Genomic DNA, 16,433 nt, shown 5'->3' on the forward strand with positions numbered 1-16,433 from the left:
GTTACCCTCACCGACATGACGACGAAGATCGCCCTGGTCACAGGAGCCTCTGCCGGTATCGGTGAGGCCATCGCACGCGCCCTGCTCGACGAAGGGTGGACGGTGTACGCCGCAGCACGCCGCGTCGATCGCATGGCGGGCCTCGCCGACCGCGGCGCTCACGTTCTCGGCATGGACGTCACGGACGACGCGTCAATGACCGCGGGTGTTCAGCGCATCCTGGACGAGTGCGGACGCATCGATGCCCTCGTCAACAACGCCGGCTACGGCTCGTACGGCGCCCTCGAGGAGGTGCCGATGGACGAGGCCCGCCGCCAGTTCGAGGTCAACGTCTTCGGCCTCGCACGCCTGACGCAGCTCGTCACACCGACGATGCGCGCCCAGCACAGCGGACGCATCGTCAACATCTCGTCGATGGCCGCCCACATCTACGAACCGCTCGGTTCCTGGTACCACGCGACGAAGTTCGCCGTGAACGGCCTGTCCGATTCCCTGCGCCTCGAACTCAAACCGTTCGGCATCGACGTCGTCACGGTGCAGCCCGGCGGCATCAAGTCCGAGTGGGCCGGCATCTCCGCCGACTCGCTCGAGCAGCGCAGTGGCCACGGGCCCTACGCGACGCAGGCCCGCACCCTCGCGACGATGCTGCGCGGCAGCGACGCGAACTCCTCCGAACCCGAGGTCGTCGCGCGCGCCGTCGTCGCGGCGTGCACGGCGAAACGACCGCGCAGCAAGTACACGATCGGCATGGGAGCCAAGCCCCTCGTCGCCGCACGCCGCGTCCTGCCGGACCGCGCCATGGACGCCCTGCTCAGCGCCGCCTTCGACCAGGCACCCAAGCTCGTCGAGCGTCGCGCGAAGCGGGACGCCTCGTGATGCGCCCACTCGCCGGCTCCTCCGGCTTCCTCCGACGCCCGACCGGCCGGCTCTACGCCGCGGCCTCAGCCCTGACGAGCGGAGCCACCGCCGTCGGCAACGACCGCGTACACGCCGCGACGAAGTACGCCGTCGCGCCCCTACTCATGCTCGACCTGGCTGCGCAGCCGGGCGCTTTCAGCCCCGACCGCCGCACCGCGACGGCAACCCTGCTCACCGCCCTCGCAGGCTCCGCCCTCGGCGATCACTTCATGCTCGCCGAGTCCCGCTCCACCGGCACGACGGCCCGGGCTCACCTGCGGCGTGGCGCGTCGGCGTTCGCAGTGCAGCAGCTCGGCCTCATGACGGTGCTCGCTCGCGCCGGCTACCGCTTCCGCCGCGAGGCGAGCGTCGCAGCGGGCGCCACGCTGGCCGCCCTCGCCGTCGTCGACGGCCTTGCGGCACGTCGCGACGGCGCCGGCAGCACACCCGACCCCGTCGTCGCTGGGTACGGCGTCCTGCTCGCCTCGATGGCGGCTCTGACGCAGGGGGCACCGGCGGGCACCGGCCCCTTCGCGGCGATCCGCATCGGGGGCCCACTGTTCCTCGTCTCCGACGCGATCATCGTGGCGCGGCAGGTGTTGCCCGAGGGGCGTGGCCGCGACGTCGCAGACGGCATCGTCATGTCCACCTACACGGCAGCCCTGGGCCTCCTCGTCGACGGCACGGCACGCCTGCGGTAATGCTCGCAGTAGGCCCGTCGGCCGTAGGCTGACGGCATGGCCCTTCAGATCGACTATTTCGCCGCCGCGACCGACGAGGAGGCCGCTCGCACGGTCGATCTCGAATCCGGCCTGCGCTCCCTCCCCTTCGACGACGAGTCCGATTCCGCTGCACCCGAGTACGACGTCGTCGCGAGTCAGGACGTCGACCCGGGCCTCGCGCTCGGCTACCTCAACGAGCTGCTCACGGGAGTCCCCGTCGAGGAGTTCCTCGACTCGGGCTGGCCCGCACCGGTGGCCGTCAGCGCCGACGAACAAAAGTTCGTTCTCCAGGTCGATCCGGGGTTCGTGGCGCTCATGTCGACGCGCGAGGCTCCGTTCGACGGGCTGGCCGCCCAGTGGGCCGCCGTCGAAGCACCCGAGGACGCCGACGAGTGGAACCCTCGCCCGCTCGATCTCGCCGACTTCCTCGCCGAGTTCGTCGCCCTGACGCTGCGCGCGCAAGACGAGGGCAAGCACATCTACTGCTGGCTCTGGCCCTGATCCCCCACCCGAGGACCACACCCGACGATCCTCGGCACTCGAGCGACACCGGCTTCGGGTAGACCCTTGACCAAGATGTCAAACACGCTTTACTGTAAAGGAACCTTCACAGTAAAGCGTCTTTGACATTGCAAAAGGGAGCCATCATGACCACGCAGAGCACCTGGGGCACCACACGTTCGGGCCGCTCGCCCTGGCCGGGCGCCATCGGAATCGGCGTTGCGGTGGCCGTCGTCCTCGGCCTCGCCGCCTGGGCGTTCGCCAGCGGCACCAACGGTGTCGTTTACGGCATCGTTCTCGCCGCCGCGTCCTTCATGCCGGGTCTCGCACTCGGGTGGATCCTCGTCGTCGACCGGCGCACCGTGAAGGGCGCGGTGCGCAACCCGGAGGAGTCGATCGAAGCGCAGTGGTACGACAGGGCCACGCGCGGCACCTTCCACGACCTGCTCGTCGTCATGGGTCTCACCGCGATGGCACTGAGCGTCGTGCCGCAGTGGCGCGACGGACTCACCGCGTCGGACGCCCTCGTCGCCTGCATGGTCTTCGCCGCTGCGGACGTGAGCGCGCGCTACCTGCTCACCAAGCGACGCGAGAGCTGACATGGAGAACAACCTTCCCGCGCTGCGCGCCGAGCGCGGATGGTCGCAACAGCGGCTGGCCGACGAGCTCGGCGTCTCGCGGCAGACCGTCATCTCGATCGAGAAGGGGCGTTACGACGCCTCGCTCCCCCTGGCCTTCAGCCTCGCGCGCGTCTTCGCGTGCCGCATCGAGGACATCTTCACGCCCGAGGGCTAGAGCTCGGCGAGCCCCAGCGTCTCGTAAGCGTGCCAGGCCGGCTCCTCGTACGGGTGCGCCGCCAGGACGGCGTCGACGACGCGGCGAGCGTCAGGCCGAGGCACGACCATCTCGACGCGCATCTCGTCGACGACCTCGGGCTCACCGACCCGACCGATCGTCGGGCGGGCCCCGACCTGGGGCTCGAATCGCCCTTCACCTGCCGCGCTGAACGAGCAGGCCCGGTAGTTACCGATCGCCCCGGCGCCGGCACGGGCCGCCGCCCGTCGAACACGGTCGGCAGCCTCCCGCGGCACGAACACCACGACGACGACCAACCCGCCCGAACGCGAACGATCCTGACGGGCCGGAGCGGCAACGGTGCCCACCTGGCGCGACTCAGCGGACTCGTCGCCCACCATTCCGAGGTAGGCGAGCGCCGTCCGCACGAACCTCGACGCCATCAGCCGAAGAGGACGGCGACGTCGTCCCACTGCCCACGCGGGACCTTCTTGAGTTCCTTGGTGGCCTCGTCCATCGGCACCGTCTCGATGCCGATTCCCTTGAGCGCCACCATCTGCCCCCACTTGCGCTGCATCACCGCGTCGATGGCGGCGTGCCCGAACCGGGTGGCGAGCACACGGTCGTACGCCGTCGGTACACCGCCGCGCTGCAGATGGCCGAGCGTCGCAGCGCGCGTCTCGATGCCGGTCTTCGCCTCGATGAGCGGCGCGAGCGCCTCGCCGATACCACCCAGACGCGGACGCCCGGCGGCATCGAGGCCGCGCTCGGCGACGATGTTCTCCGACTCGCCGCGGTCGTTCTTGAGCTGGAAACCCTCGGAGACGACGACGACAGGCGCGCGACCGCGGGCCTGAGTCAGGCGCACCCACTCGGCGATCTGCTCGAGCGTCACCGACACCTCGGGGATGAGGATGGCGTGCGCGCCACTCGCGATACCGGCGTGCAGCGCGATCCAGCCGACGTGACGGCCCATGACCTCCACGACCATGCAGCGGTGGTGCGCCTCGGTGGTCGTGCGCAGACGGTCGATCGACTCCGTGGCGATCGAGACCGCCGTGTCGAAACCGAAGGTGTAGTCCGTGCCGGTCAGGTCGTTGTCGATGGTCTTCGGGACGCCGACGATGGGGAGCCCGTCGATCGCGAGCCGCGCGGCGCCCGAGAGCGTGCCCTCGCCGCCGATGGCGATAACGGCCTCGATGCCGTGGCGATCCATGACCTCACGGATCGCCTTCGGCCCGCCCACGCCGTCGATGCCGTTGTAGGGGTGCGTGCGGGAGGTGCCGAGAATCGTGCCGCCCTCCTTGGAGAGCCCTCGCACCCGCCGACGCGGCAGCGGCGAGATGTCGTCGACGATGAGCCCGCGCCAACCGTCCCGGATACCGACGAACTCCTGCTCGTAGATCTTGTCGCCCTTCATCACGGCGCCGCGGATGACGGCGTTGAGTCCGGGGCAGTCGCCCCCGCTGGTGAGAATGCCGATGCTCATGCTTCCAGTCTCACGCATTCGTCCCGGCGGGACGAATGGAGGCGCCGGCGTCTCTCCCACCGGACGCCCCGCCCAGCCACCGGCTGGCGCAGTGATTCGGCTCACCGGTGCGGCTCATGTCACCTCCAGGTCATTTGGAGGTAGGACAATGCGCCTCATGACGAGCGATTCACCCGAAAGTACGCTGCTGCGGGCCGACCGGGCGCCCGCGCCACGAACGCTCGTCGACATCCTGCGCGAGACGGTGGCCGCCAACCCGGATGCGCCGGCGGTGGACAACGGCGTCGACGTCATGACGTACGCCGAGTTCGCCGACGCCGCAGAGCAGTTCGCCGACGCCCTACACGAGATGGGTATCGGCTCCGGCGAACGCATCGGCATCCGCATCCCGTCCGGAACGCTCGACCTCTACGTCGCGATCGCCGGCACCCTCGTCGCTGGATGCGCCTACGTCCCGGTCGATTTCGACGATCCTGACGAGCGCGCCGACACCGTCTTCGGTGAGGCCGACGTCGCCGCCATCGCGGGCAAGGACCTCGTCATCAGCCCCCGCGAACACGAGCACGCGGACGACGGCGACACCACCCACACCGGCGACCCGGGCCTCACCGACGACGCATGGATCATCTTTACGTCGGGTTCCACGGGCAAGCCCAAGGGCGTCGCCGTGACGCACCGCAACGCCGCGGCCTTCGTCGACGCCGAAGCGAACCTCTTCCTCCAGGACGCCCCCATCGGCCCGGGCGACCGCGTCATGGCCGGCCTGTCGGTGGCGTTCGACGCGAGCTGCGAGGAGATCTGGCTCGCGTGGCGTCACGGGGCCTGCCTCGTGCCCGCGCCGCGCAGCCTCGTGAAGTCCGGCATGGATCTCGGCCCGTGGCTGAGCGCCAACGACATCACCGTCATCTCGACCGTGCCGACGCTCGTCGCGCTCTGGCCGCACGAGGCGCTGGCCGAAGTGCGCCTGCTCATTCTCGGTGGAGAGGCCTGCCCGCCCGAGATCGGCGCGCGCCTGGCGAACGAGCGACGCGAGGTGTGGAACACCTACGGCCCCACCGAGGCCACCGTCGTCGCGTGTGCCGCGCAGCTGACGGGCGAGCCGCCCGTGCGCATCGGCCTGCCGCTCGACGGCTGGGATCTCGCCGTCGTCGACGGCGAGGGCAACCCCGTGCCCGAGGGCGAACCCGGCGAGCTCATCATCGGCGGCGTCGGCCTCGCCCGCTACCTCGACCCGGCCAAGGATGCAGAGAAGTACGCCCCCATGCCGACGCTCGGCTGGGAGCGCGCCTACCGCAGCGGCGACATCGTCGTGAACGACCCACAGGGCCTCGTCTTCAACGGCCGCGCCGACGACCAGATCAAGCTCGGCGGCCGGCGCATCGAGCTCGGCGAGATCGACTCGAACCTCCTCCAGCTTCCCGGCGTGAGCGGCGCAGCCGCTGCAGTGCGTACCTCCCAGACCGGCAACAAGCTTCTCGTCGGCTACCTCACCGTCGAGGACGGTTTCGACCGCAAGGCCGCCACCGCTCATCTGCGCGAGACCATGCCCGCCGCGCTCGTGCCTCAACTCGCGGTCGTCGACACGCTGCCGACGCGCACCTCCGGCAAGATCGACCGCGACGCCCTGCCGTGGCCGCTCGAGATGGCCTCCGACGACGAGGACGGCGCCTTCACCGGCACCGCGGCCCGCCTTCGCGAGCTCTACACCGCCATCCTCGGCGCACCGCCAGCCTCCCCCGAGGACAACTTCTTCGACCTTGGCGGCGGTTCGCTCAGCGCCGCCCAACTCGTCACCCGCGTCCGCGAGACGCACCCCGAGTTCACGGTCGCCGACGTCTACGAGAACGAGTCGATCGCCGAGCTCGCCGCCGCGATCGACGCGATGGATTCGCCGACCACGCGCCTCAACGACGACGTGGTCCGGGTGCGACGCAGTACCCAGACGATGCAGGTGGTCGCCTCCCTCGCCGTCCGGCAGTTCTCCGCGCTGCGGTGGCTGACGTGGCTCGGAGCGGGCGCGAACCTCGCCCACGCCGTCGGACTCGCGTGGATTCCGACGCTCGACTGGTTCTGGATCGCCCTCGGCTGGGTGCTCTTCGTCGCGCCGCCGGGACGCATGATCCTCGCCGCGCTCGCCGCCCGCGTCATCCTGCGGGGCGTGCAGCCCGGCGCCTACACCCGTGGTGGACGCACCCACCTGCGCGTCTGGCTCGCCGAGCGTCTGGCCGACGAACTCGGGGCGACGACGCTCGCGGGCGCTCCCCTCGTCAAGTTCTACGCACGACTGCTCGGCTGCGACATCCGCAAACACGTCGACCTGCACAGCCTGCCTCCGGTCACCGGCCTGCTCACGCTCGGCAAGGGCTGCTCGGTCGAGCCCGAGGTGGAACTGCGCGGGCACTGGATCGACGGCGACGTCTTCCACCTCGGGCGCATCGAGGTGGGCGCGAACGCCCGGGTCGGCACCCGCTCGACGCTCCTGCCGGGCGCACGCATCGGCAAGCGTGCCGAGGTGGCCCCCGGTTCTGGCGTCTTCGGCGACGTCCACGCCGGTGAACTGTGGTCGGGAGCGCCGGCCGTCCACATCGGCGAGGCACGCGGCCCGTGGGAGGACGAGGCGCCGCCGAACAAGCCGATCTGGCTCGGCGCTTACGCCGCCTCCGGTATCGCAGCCTCCCTCGTGCCCGCCGTCGGGGCCGCAGTCGGCATCGCCGTCTGCTGGCCCTGGCTGAAGGACGCCGACTCGGTCGCCGACCTCGCTCGCATCACCGCGATCGGCGTCGTGCCCGCCACCCTCGTCGGATTCGTCACGACGGCCCTCGTCATCCTGGGCGCCGTGCGCCTGCTCGGCCACGGTCTGCGCGAGGGCTACCACCCGATCCACGGCGGCCAGGGCTGGCGCGCGTGGACGACGATCCGCCTCCTCGACGAGGCCCGCACCTGGCTCTTCCCGCTCTACTCGAGCACCCTCACGCCCGTCTGGCTGCGTGCGCTCGGCGCCCGCATCGGCAAGGAGGTCGAGGCCTCGACCGTGCTCATGCTCCCGAAGATGGCCGACATCGGCGCCGGGTCGTTCCTCGCCGACGACACCCTCGTCGCGAACTACGAGCTCGGCGGCGGTTGGATCCGTATCGCGCCGGTCAAGGTCGGCAAGGGCGCCTTCCTCGGAAACTCCGGTATGGCCGCGCCCGGCCGCAAGGTGCCCAAGCGCGGACTCGTCGCGGTCCTCTCTGCGGCACCCGCTCGCGGCAGCGCGAAAAAGGGCACGAGCTGGCTCGGCTCTCCTCCACAGCGCCTGCGCCGCGAAGCCGGCGCGTCGGACACGAGCCGCACCACCGCGCCGCCGCAGCGCCTGCGTGTGGCCCGCGCCGTCGTCGAGGCGCTGCGCATCGTGCCGCAGAGCCTCCACTCCGCGCTCATCGCCGGGTCGGCTCTCACGATGCTCGCTGTCGCCGACCGTTACAGCTGGCTCGCCGCGGCCCTCACCGGAGGCTGCGTCCTCGTCGTGGCCGGGGCCCTCGGCGGCCTCTCGGCCGTCGTCGCGAAGTGGTTGCTCGTCGGTCGGCTCCGGGTCACCGAGTACCCGCTGTGGAGTTCGTTCGTGTGGCGCAACGAGCTCGCCGACACCTTCACCGAGGTCATCGCGGCACCGTGGCTCATCCGCGCGAACGCGGGCACGCCGGTGCTCAACCTCTGGCTGCGCCTCATGGGCGCGAAGATCGGCCACGGCGTGTGGTGCGAGACGTACTGGCTGCCCGAGGCCGACCTCATCCGCCTCGGCGACGGCGCCTGCGTCAACGCGGGCTGTGTCGTGCAGACCCACCTCTTCCACGACCGCATCCTCGCCATGGACACCGTCACCCTCGGTGACGGCGCCACCCTCGGACCCAACAGTGTTGTGCTCCCCGCAGCCGCGCTGGGCCGTCACGCTACGGTGGGGCCGACGTCGCTCGTCATGCGTGGCGAGAGCGTCCCCGACAAGACCCGCTGGCTCGGTAACCCCATCGGCCCGTGGCTCGAGGACGACGACGACACCCCGGAAACCACCCGTGAACGGAGCGCACGAGCATGAGACGCCACCACACCCCCACCGGCGGCGCCGACCCGTACGTGCCCGGTCACGGCGACACGACGTTCGGGGTCGACGCCTACGACCTCACGCTCGATTACTCCCCGGCCGGCAACCACCTCGACGCCAAAGCCGTGCTGACGTGCCGCATCGCCGATGACGTCACCGAGCCCGTGGCACGCATCGAGCTCGACCTGCACAGCCGACTCAAGGTGACGAAGCTCGCCGTCGCCGGCGCCCGCGTCGGACGGTACGGCCACGACCACTCGCGCCTGTTCGTCCGTTTCGAGCAGCCCCTCGCGGCCGGCACGCCGTTCACGGTGACGGTGGCCTACAAGGGCTCGCCCGGCCCGATGCGCGGCCTCGACGGCGACGCAGGCTGGGAGGAGCTGACGGACGGCGTCATCGTCGCGTCGCAGCCCCACGGCTCGCCGACGTGGTTCCCGTGCAACGACCGCGCCGCGGACAAGGCCACGTACCGCTTCGTCGTGACGACCGATTCCGACTACGCCGTCGTCGCCAACGGCTCGCTCGTACGCCGCCGTCAGGCCGGACGCCGCACGACGTGGACCTACGAGTGCCCCAGCCCGATGTCGCCCTATCTCGCGACGCTGCAGATGGGCCAGTACGAAACGAAGCAGCTGCGCACCTCGCCGTCCGACGTGCGCCTCGTCTACCCGCCGCGCCTGCGCGAGGCCGTGCGCACCGCGTACGCCGACCAGGTGCACATGATCGACTTCTTCTCCTCACGCTTCGGCGACTACCCCTTCGACGGCTACACCGTCGTCATCACCGACGACGACCTCGAGATCCCGCTCGAGTCGCAGACCCTCTCGACGTTCGGCGCGAGCTTCACGAACCGCTCGTGGGATGCCCAGCGCCTCATCGCGCACGAGCTCGCCCATCAGTGGTTCGGCAACGCCGTCACCTCATCGGCGTGGGAGGACATCTGGTTGCACGAGGGCTTCGCCTGCTACAGCGAGTGGCTGTGGAGCGAGGAGGCGGGGCTCGCGACGGCCATCCAGCGCGCCCACGAGCACCACGGGCGCCTGTCGCGGCTGCCGCAGGATCTGCGCCTGCAGGATCCGGGCCCGGACGACATGTTCGACGACCGTGTCTACAAGCGGGGCGCCCTGACGCTGCACGCGCTGCGCACCCTCCTCGGCGACGAGGCCTTCTTCGGCCTCCTTCGCCGCTGGGTGACCGAGCACCGGTATGCCACGGTGACGACGGCCGACTTCATCGCTCTCGCCGAGCAGGTCGCCGGTCAGGATCTCGGCGAGTTCTTCGACGCGTGGCTCCGAGCGCTACCCCTTCCCGCGTTGCCGTCACTCCCGCTCTCCGACCCCCGCGTCTGAGGCTTCGCGCGACGTTTCTCGAGCGAGGGAATTCTCCATCTTAATCGTTGGAATTTCTCGCTCAGATTCACCCAATTTCACTGCGGCGCAGCCAAATAAAGCACAATGAAAACAAACATAGTTCGGCAACTAATTCGTTTTCCTCGGGCTTGGCCGTAACAAGAAGGTCACAACAGCATTCATCAGAAGTTGCACGGCCATAAACCGTTCTAGTCTCCTCTCACTATCAGCGGGTCGCCTTTCGGCCCCTTCTGCGTGGGAGAAACCACCGTGAACGCAAAGCTCACCTACCGTGTCGCCGGCCTCGGCGCGGCTGCCGCACTCGCCCTCACTGGGTGCGCCAACGACAGCTCGAAGACCTCGAACTCCTCCGAGAGCGGTGGCGCCTCGGGCGTCAACCTCCCGGCCGTCCAGACGGTCGACACCCCCAAGTCGCCCGTCATGCCCAAGGGTGACGGCAAGGCCAAGTGCTCCAACGTCACGATCGGTTACGTCGGCGCTGTGACGGGCGACAACGCCCAGCTCGGCGTCAACATCTACAACGGCATCCAGACCGCCATCAACGAGCACAACCAGGCGAACAAGGACTGCCAGGTCAAGTTCGAGAAGCTCGACACCGAAGGCAGCCCCGACAAGGCGCCGGGCCCGGTCACGACCATGGCCAACAAGTCGCAGGTCGTCGGTGTCGTCGGTCTGCCGTTCTCCGGTGAGTCCAACGCCACGGGCAACATCTTCGAGAGCAAGGGCCTCGTGCACATCACGCCGGCCGCCACGCTCCCGGAGCTGACGACGAAGGGCTGGAAGACCTTCTTCCGCGGCCTCGGCAACGACTCGGTCCAGGGCCCGGCTGCCGCCAAGCTCATGACCGAGAAGCTCAAGGCCGAGAAGGTCTTCGTCGTGCAGGACGACTCGCCCTACGGTGTCGGCCTCGGCGGCGAGACCACGAAGGCCCTCGGCGACAAGCAGGTCGGCTCCGACAAGGTGACGACCAAGCAGAAGGACTTCTCGGCCACCGTCACGAAGATCATGAACGCCAAGCCGGACGCGGTGTTCTACGCCGGCTACTACGCGGAGGCCTCGCCGTTCGCGCAGCAGCTTCGCGCCAAGGGCTTCAAGGGCAGCTTCGTCGGCCCGGACGGCGTGAAGGACAACGAGTTCATCAAGCAGGCCGGTTCGGCCTCGGACGGCGCGTACTTCACCTGCCCGTGCATCCCGGGTGAGCTCATCAAGGACTTCAACGACGCCTACAAGAAGACCGCGAACAACGCCGCTCCCGGCACGTACTCCATCGAGGGCTACGACGCCGCCACCGTGCTCCTCGCGGGCATCGACGCCGGCAAGACGGACCGCAAGTCGCTCCTCGAGTGGGTCAAGACCTACGACAAGGACGGCCTGAGCAAGCACTACAAGTGGGACGACAAGGGCGAGCTCGCCAAGCCCGACGTCTACGGCTACAAGGTCGAGGGCGGCAAGATCGTCCCCATCGGCAAGATCTGATCCGCTCCACCCACCACGGTCGACGCCGCCCGCCAGCCCTGATCGGGCCCAGTGCGGGCGGCGTCTGCCGGTGAGTACGAAAGCATCACCATGCTCAGTGCACTGCTTCCCATGGCAGAGTCGGGTTCGACGCAGTGGCTCAGTTTCGACTGGAACGCCCTCATCTCCAACCTCGGCCCGGCCACGATCGACGGTCTGACGTTCGGTGCCATCTACGCGCTCGTCGCCCTCGGTTACACGCTCGTCTACGGCGTGCTCAACCTCATCAACTTCGCCCACTCCGAGGTGTTCATCGTCGGCGCGTACGGCGTGATCTTCACGCTGTCGGCGCTCGGCTTCAACGGTTCACCGCCGAACCTCGGCATCGGGCCGATCATCCTCAACCTGTTGCTCGCCATGATCGTGGGCATGATCGCGTCGTGTACGACAGCCGTCGCCGTCGAGCGCCTCGCGTACAAGCCGCTGCGCAAGCGCAACGCGCCCCGCCTCGTTTTCCTCATCACCGCGATCGGCGTCAGCTTCGTCATCCAGTACGCGATCTTCGCCTTCCACAGCAAGAACGCGGAGCCGGCCGTCACGATGTTCACGCCGAAGCCGATCTTCGACCTGGGCGGCACCATCATCGACAGCCAGCAGCTGACGATCATCATCGCGGCCGTCGTCATGATGATCGCGGTCGATCGCTTCATCGCGAAGTCGAAGACGGGCCGCGGCATCCGCGCCGTCGCGCAGGACCCGGCAACCTCGACGCTCATGGGCGTCAACTCCGAGCGCATCATCCTCGCGACGTTCGCCATTGGTGGTCTCCTCGCCGGTGCAGCTGCACTGTTCTACGTCATGAAGGTGCCCTCGGGCGTCATCTACAACGGTGGCTTCCTCCTCGGCCTGCAGGCATTCGCCGCAGCCGTCCTCGGTGGTATCGGCAACATCCGCGGCGCCCTCGTCGGCGGTCTCGTCATCGGCGTGATCAGCAACTACGCGCCGTTCCTGCTCGGTGACTCCAACTGGTCGCAGGTCGTCGTCTTCGCCGTCCTCGTCCTCGTCCTCGTCGTGCGCCCGCAGGGTCTGCTCGGCCAGACCCTCGGAAGGAGCAAGGCATGAGCACCGTCGCCGAGTCGTCCGAGACGACGAAGACCGACAAAGTCACCTTCATGCAGCGCTGGCACATGCTGGAGCGTTGGCAGCAATGGGCGGCGCTCATCGTCGTCGCGCTCGCGCTCTACCTCCTGCCGGTGCTCAACCCGCCGATCATCTCCACCGACGGCGGTGGCTCCGACTTCTCCATCGCGTGCTTCGACATGGCGCGCATGGCTCTCATCGCGGTCGGCCTCAACATCGTCATCGGTTACGCGGGTCTGCTCGACCTCGGGTACGTGGCGTTCTTCGCGGTCGGTAACTACGTCGCGGCCATGCTGACGAGCCCCGACAGCCCCTACCTCAAGATCCCCTACCTGTGGACGCTTCCGGTCGCGGTCATCGTCACGATGATCTTCGGCGTGCTGCTCGGTGTTCCTACGCTGCGTCTGCGTGGCGACTACCTCGCCATCGTCACGCTCGGCTTCGGTGAGATCGTCCGCCTGCTCGCCACGATCATCCCGGCCATGCGTGGCCAGGAGGGCTTCAGCAAGGTCGGCGCTCCCCCCGGTACCGCGTCCGACGGCACCCCGCTGTTCACGAACAGCAACGGTCTGCCCTGGTACTGGCTGACGCTCACCGTGCTTCTGCTCGTCATGATCCTCGTCGGCAACCTCGAGCGTTCGCGCGTCGGCCGCTCCTGGATCGCCATCCGCGAGGACGAGGACGCAGCCGAGACGATGGGTGTGCCCACGTTCAAGTACAAGGTCTGGGCGTTCGCGCTCGGCGCCGGTCTCGGTGGCCTCTCCGGCGCGCTCTTCGCCGGTCAGATCGGCTTCGTCAACAACGCGAAGTTCGACGTCGTCACCTCGATGCTGTTCGTCGCCGCCGTCATCCTCGGTGGTAGCGGCAACAAGGTGGGTGCGGCCATCGGTGGCGCCATCGTCGCGTACCTGCCGGTGCGCTTCACCGGCATCGCCGAGTACAAGTACCTCATCTTCGGTATCGCACTCATCCTGCTCATGCTGTTCCGCAGCGAGGGCCTCATGCCGGCTCGTATGCACCTGCTGACGTACGCCAAGCGCGCGTACCAGAAGGCCACCGGCAAGGAAATCGTTGCCCCCGAGTCCGAGGACAACCCGTTCGCAGGGGATTCCAAGACCTTGAACCTCGCAACCGAGAAGGAGGCTGACGAGAAATGACGAACGAGCAGAACACGCCCGCCGTCGAGGAAGAGCTCGCAGCCATCGGCAGCAGCACGGAGAAGGTGAGGGAGAAGGGCGTCAAGCTCGACGACCTCGCCGAGGCCGGTGTTCCTCTCGAGGTCGCCAAGGTCATCTCCACCGACCGTGACATCGCCGTCGGTGTCGGCGAGAAGCTCGTCGAGGTGAAGAACCTGACGATGAAGTTCGGCGGCCTCACCGCCCTGGACGACGTCTCGTTCGACATCCACCGCGGTGAGATCCTCGGCCTCATCGGGCCCAACGGTGCCGGCAAGACAACCTGCTTCAACGCGATGACGGGTGTCTACAAGCCGACGAGCGGCGACGTCATCCTCGAGGACACGCGCCTCAACGGGTTGGCCAAGCACAAGATCACCCGCGCCGGTATCGCCCGAACCTTCCAGAACATCCGTCTGTTCGGTGAGATGACGGCGCTCGAGAACGTGGTCGTCGGGCTCGACGCGCGTCACCGCACCTCGGTGCCCGGTGCGCTCATCCGCTCGCCGCGTCACTTCCGCGAGGAGAAGAGCGCGGTCGACCACGCCGCCGCGCTCCTCGAGTTCGTCGGCATCTCCGACTCGGCCGAGCGTCTCGCGAAGCACCTGCCCTACGGCTACCAGCGTCGTCTCGAGATCGCGCGAGCCCTCGCCACGGAGCCGAAGCTGCTGTGCCTCGACGAGCCGGCGGCCGGCTTCAACCCGGCGGAGAAGGAACAGCTCATGGAGTTGATCCGCACCATCCGCGCCGACGGGTACACCGTCCTGCTCATCGAGCACGACATGAAGCTCGTCACCGGCGTCACCGACCGCATCGTCGTGCTCGAGTTCGGGCGCAAGATCGCGGACGGCACACCGGCCGAGGTCACGAGTGACCCAAAGGTCATCACCGCCTACCTGGGCGAGGACGAGGAGGACGACGACGATGAGCTTGCTTGAGCTGAACGATGTCTCGGTGCACTACGGACGCATCCAGGCACTTCACGGCCTGACGTTCACCGTCGAGGAGGGCGAGGTCGTCTCCCTCATCGGCGCGAACGGTGCGGGCAAGACGACGACGATGAAGACCATCTCCGGTCTGCTGTCGCCGTCGTCGGGCAACATCACGTTCCAGGGTGAGGACATCACGAAGGTGAAGCCGCATCTGCGTCCGGGCCTCGGCATCTGCCAGGCACCGGAAGGTCGCGGTGTCTTCCCCGGCATGACGGTGCGCGAGAACCTCGGCATGGGCGCCTTCGGCCGTAAGGACAAGGCCGGCATCGACGAGGACTACGACCGCGTCTTCGAGCTCTTCCCGCGCCTCAAGGAGCGCGAGAGCCAGCTCGGCGGCACGATGTCCGGTGGCGAGCAGCAGATGGTGGCCATCGCGCGTGCGCTCATGGCACGCCCGAAGCTGCTCCTGCTCGACGAGCCCTCGATGGGTCTCGCGCCGCAGTACATCCGTCAGATCTTCAAGATCATCAAGGAGATCAATGCGCAGGGCACGACGATTCTGCTCGTGGAGCAGAACGCCAACCAGGCGCTGAGCCGTTCGCACCGCGCGTTCGTGCTCGAGACGGGTTCGATCACGCGGGCCGGTACGGGCCGGGAGCTCAAGGCCGACCCGGCCATCAAGGAGGCCTACCTCGGGGTCGCCTGAGGTGAGCACCGCGTGAAGCGCGGGTGAGAGGATGCGTCCTCTCACCCGCGCTTCGTGCGTGTTCGAGGCCGAACCGGGGGTGTGGTCTGCGCCACGTCGGGGGCGGTTAGGGTGTGAGCATGGCTGCGAGCACCTCCCCCGAAACCGCCGAGTTCACGCCCCGCGAGGACGTCGACGCGTACTTCGTCCCGCTGGGCGAGCACGACGGTGGGCGGCTGTTCGAGCCGACGATCCACGTCCAGGGTGCGTGGAACGAGGCCGAGCAGCACCTCGCGGCGTCGGCCGGGCTCATCGTGCACGAGATCGAGCGTCACGAGCCGCGTGAGGGGATGCAGCTCGCGAAGGTGACGTTCGACGTCTACGGCTTCATCCCGTTGCGTCCCACCCACGTGCGCGTGCGCACGATCCGCCCCGGCCGCACGATCGAACTCGTCGAGGCCGAGTTCAGTGTCGACGGGCGCCTCATCATCGTGGCGCGCGCGTGGCGCCTGTCGGTTCAAGATTCCTCGCCGGTCGCCGGCGCCGGCCTCGAACCGCTGCCTCCCATCGAGGAGTGCGAACGCGTCGACATGGGGAAGATGTGGCCCGGCGGGTTCATCCGCTCCGTCGAGCGCTTCGACGCACCTCCCGGCTACGTGCCGGGCCGCAACCGCACGTGGCTGCGCACCGACCTGCCGAGCGTCCTGGGCGAGGAGATCAGCCCCACGACGCATTTCCTGTGCGTCATCGACGGCGCGAACGGCATTGCCGTCCGAGTCGACCCGCGCGAGTGGATGTTCCCGAACGTCGACCTCACCGTCCACCTCTTCCGCCGGCCCGACCCGACGGCCACCGGCTTCGACACGACGGTTGCCATGGGCGAGAGCGGCCTCGGCGTGACGATGACGACGCTGCACGACATCCACGGCCCCGTCGGGCGCATCGCGCAGAGCCTCACCGTGCGCGAGATGCCGAGCAAGGGCTGATTCAAGGGTTGATCTGCTGCGGCGACCCGCCCCAGCATCATCGGCGCGACAACGCCGATTGTCGCGATTCGGCACACAGAATCGAATCGGCTCGCTACAGTCGTGGCACTGCAAAGCACAGGCCGTGCACGACGCCTCCCACGTTTCGAGGCGCCCGGCACGACTTCGTCGACATTGCTCCGGAACGTCATGCACCCACTTGGCCAGG

At 68.5% G+C, this 16,433-nt stretch carries 15 protein-coding genes; 13 read left to right on the top strand and 2 right to left on the bottom strand.

Translation table 11 applies throughout. From position 1 onward, the window contains the following. Positions 1-15 precede the first annotated feature (15 nt). The 5 genes from IM689_RS01355 (at position 16) to IM689_RS01375 (ending at position 2,915) form a co-directional block, all read left to right on the top strand. Entirely contained in the window at positions 16-876 is an 861-nt protein-coding gene (locus IM689_RS01355) for an oxidoreductase (protein ID WP_118912857.1), read from the top strand. Then, positions 876-1,598: a lysoplasmalogenase family protein gene (locus IM689_RS01360; RefSeq protein WP_227484395.1), complete on the top strand. Its 723-nt coding sequence runs from the start codon at positions 876-878 to the stop codon at positions 1,596-1,598. Before IM689_RS01355 ends, IM689_RS01360 begins: the two co-directional genes overlap by 1 nt. Positions 1,599-1,634: 36 nt before the next feature. Continuing rightward, positions 1,635-2,120 (top strand): hypothetical protein, encoded by a 486-nt coding sequence (locus tag IM689_RS01365; RefSeq protein ID WP_193642565.1) that lies wholly within the window; start codon positions 1,635-1,637, stop codon positions 2,118-2,120. A gap of 146 nt (positions 2,121-2,266) precedes the next feature. Next, complete coding sequence (locus IM689_RS01370; protein ID WP_193642566.1) at positions 2,267-2,719, top strand: hypothetical protein; 453 nt, start codon at positions 2,267-2,269, stop codon at positions 2,717-2,719. Between the two features lies 1 nt (position 2,720). Continuing rightward, entirely contained in the window at positions 2,721-2,915 is a 195-nt protein-coding gene (locus IM689_RS01375; RefSeq protein WP_193642567.1) for a helix-turn-helix transcriptional regulator, read from the top strand. On the opposite strand, the gene IM689_RS01380 is transcribed toward IM689_RS01375, so the two are convergent. Then, the gene (locus tag IM689_RS01380; protein ID WP_227484349.1) at positions 2,912-3,358 is read right to left on the bottom strand and encodes a hypothetical protein; all 447 of its coding nucleotides are present in this window, start codon (positions 3,356-3,358) and stop codon (positions 2,912-2,914) included. The two genes, IM689_RS01375 and IM689_RS01380, sit on opposite strands and share 4 nt — an antisense overlap. Further along, complete coding sequence (locus IM689_RS01385) at positions 3,358-4,404, bottom strand: 6-phosphofructokinase (RefSeq protein WP_193642568.1); 1,047 nt, start codon at positions 4,402-4,404, stop codon at positions 3,358-3,360. The genes IM689_RS01380 and IM689_RS01385 overlap by 1 nt, the downstream gene beginning before the upstream one ends. A gap of 157 nt (positions 4,405-4,561) precedes the next feature. On the opposite strand from IM689_RS01385, the gene IM689_RS01390 reads away from it, so the two are divergent. The 8 genes from IM689_RS01390 to IM689_RS01425 all read left to right on the top strand — a co-directional run bounded on the left by IM689_RS01390 (position 4,562) and on the right by IM689_RS01425 (position 16,225). Next, the gene (locus IM689_RS01390) at positions 4,562-8,476 is read left to right on the top strand and encodes a Pls/PosA family non-ribosomal peptide synthetase (protein WP_193642569.1); all 3,915 of its coding nucleotides are present in this window, start codon (positions 4,562-4,564) and stop codon (positions 8,474-8,476) included. Further along, positions 8,473-9,831 carry a M1 family metallopeptidase gene (locus tag IM689_RS01395; protein WP_193642570.1) on the top strand — a complete coding sequence of 453 codons (1,359 nt, stop codon included), beginning with the start codon at positions 8,473-8,475 and terminating at the stop codon, positions 9,829-9,831. Before IM689_RS01390 ends, IM689_RS01395 begins: the two co-directional genes overlap by 4 nt. A gap of 270 nt (positions 9,832-10,101) precedes the next feature. Beyond that, positions 10,102-11,328: a branched-chain amino acid ABC transporter substrate-binding protein gene (locus IM689_RS01400; protein WP_047310546.1), complete on the top strand. Its 1,227-nt coding sequence runs from the start codon at positions 10,102-10,104 to the stop codon at positions 11,326-11,328. A gap of 111 nt (positions 11,329-11,439) precedes the next feature. Then, positions 11,440-12,429: a branched-chain amino acid ABC transporter permease gene (locus IM689_RS01405; RefSeq protein ID WP_227484350.1), complete on the top strand. Its 990-nt coding sequence runs from the start codon at positions 11,440-11,442 to the stop codon at positions 12,427-12,429. Next, positions 12,426-13,604 carry a branched-chain amino acid ABC transporter permease gene (locus IM689_RS01410; protein WP_047310547.1) on the top strand — a complete coding sequence of 393 codons (1,179 nt, stop codon included), beginning with the start codon at positions 12,426-12,428 and terminating at the stop codon, positions 13,602-13,604. Before IM689_RS01405 ends, IM689_RS01410 begins: the two co-directional genes overlap by 4 nt. Then, positions 13,601-14,560: an ABC transporter ATP-binding protein gene (locus IM689_RS01415; RefSeq protein WP_193642571.1), complete on the top strand. Its 960-nt coding sequence runs from the start codon at positions 13,601-13,603 to the stop codon at positions 14,558-14,560. The genes IM689_RS01410 and IM689_RS01415 overlap by 4 nt, the downstream gene beginning before the upstream one ends. Further along, positions 14,547-15,260: an ABC transporter ATP-binding protein gene (locus IM689_RS01420; RefSeq protein WP_193642572.1), complete on the top strand. Its 714-nt coding sequence runs from the start codon at positions 14,547-14,549 to the stop codon at positions 15,258-15,260. Before IM689_RS01415 ends, IM689_RS01420 begins: the two co-directional genes overlap by 14 nt. Positions 15,261-15,379: 119 nt before the next feature. Next, positions 15,380-16,225: a thioesterase family protein gene (locus tag IM689_RS01425; protein WP_193642573.1), complete on the top strand. Its 846-nt coding sequence runs from the start codon at positions 15,380-15,382 to the stop codon at positions 16,223-16,225. Positions 16,226-16,433 lie beyond the last annotated feature (208 nt).

This window comes from Dermacoccus barathri (genome assembly GCF_015070805.1).
GTDB lineage: Bacteria > Actinomycetota > Actinomycetes > Actinomycetales > Dermatophilaceae > Dermacoccus > Dermacoccus abyssi.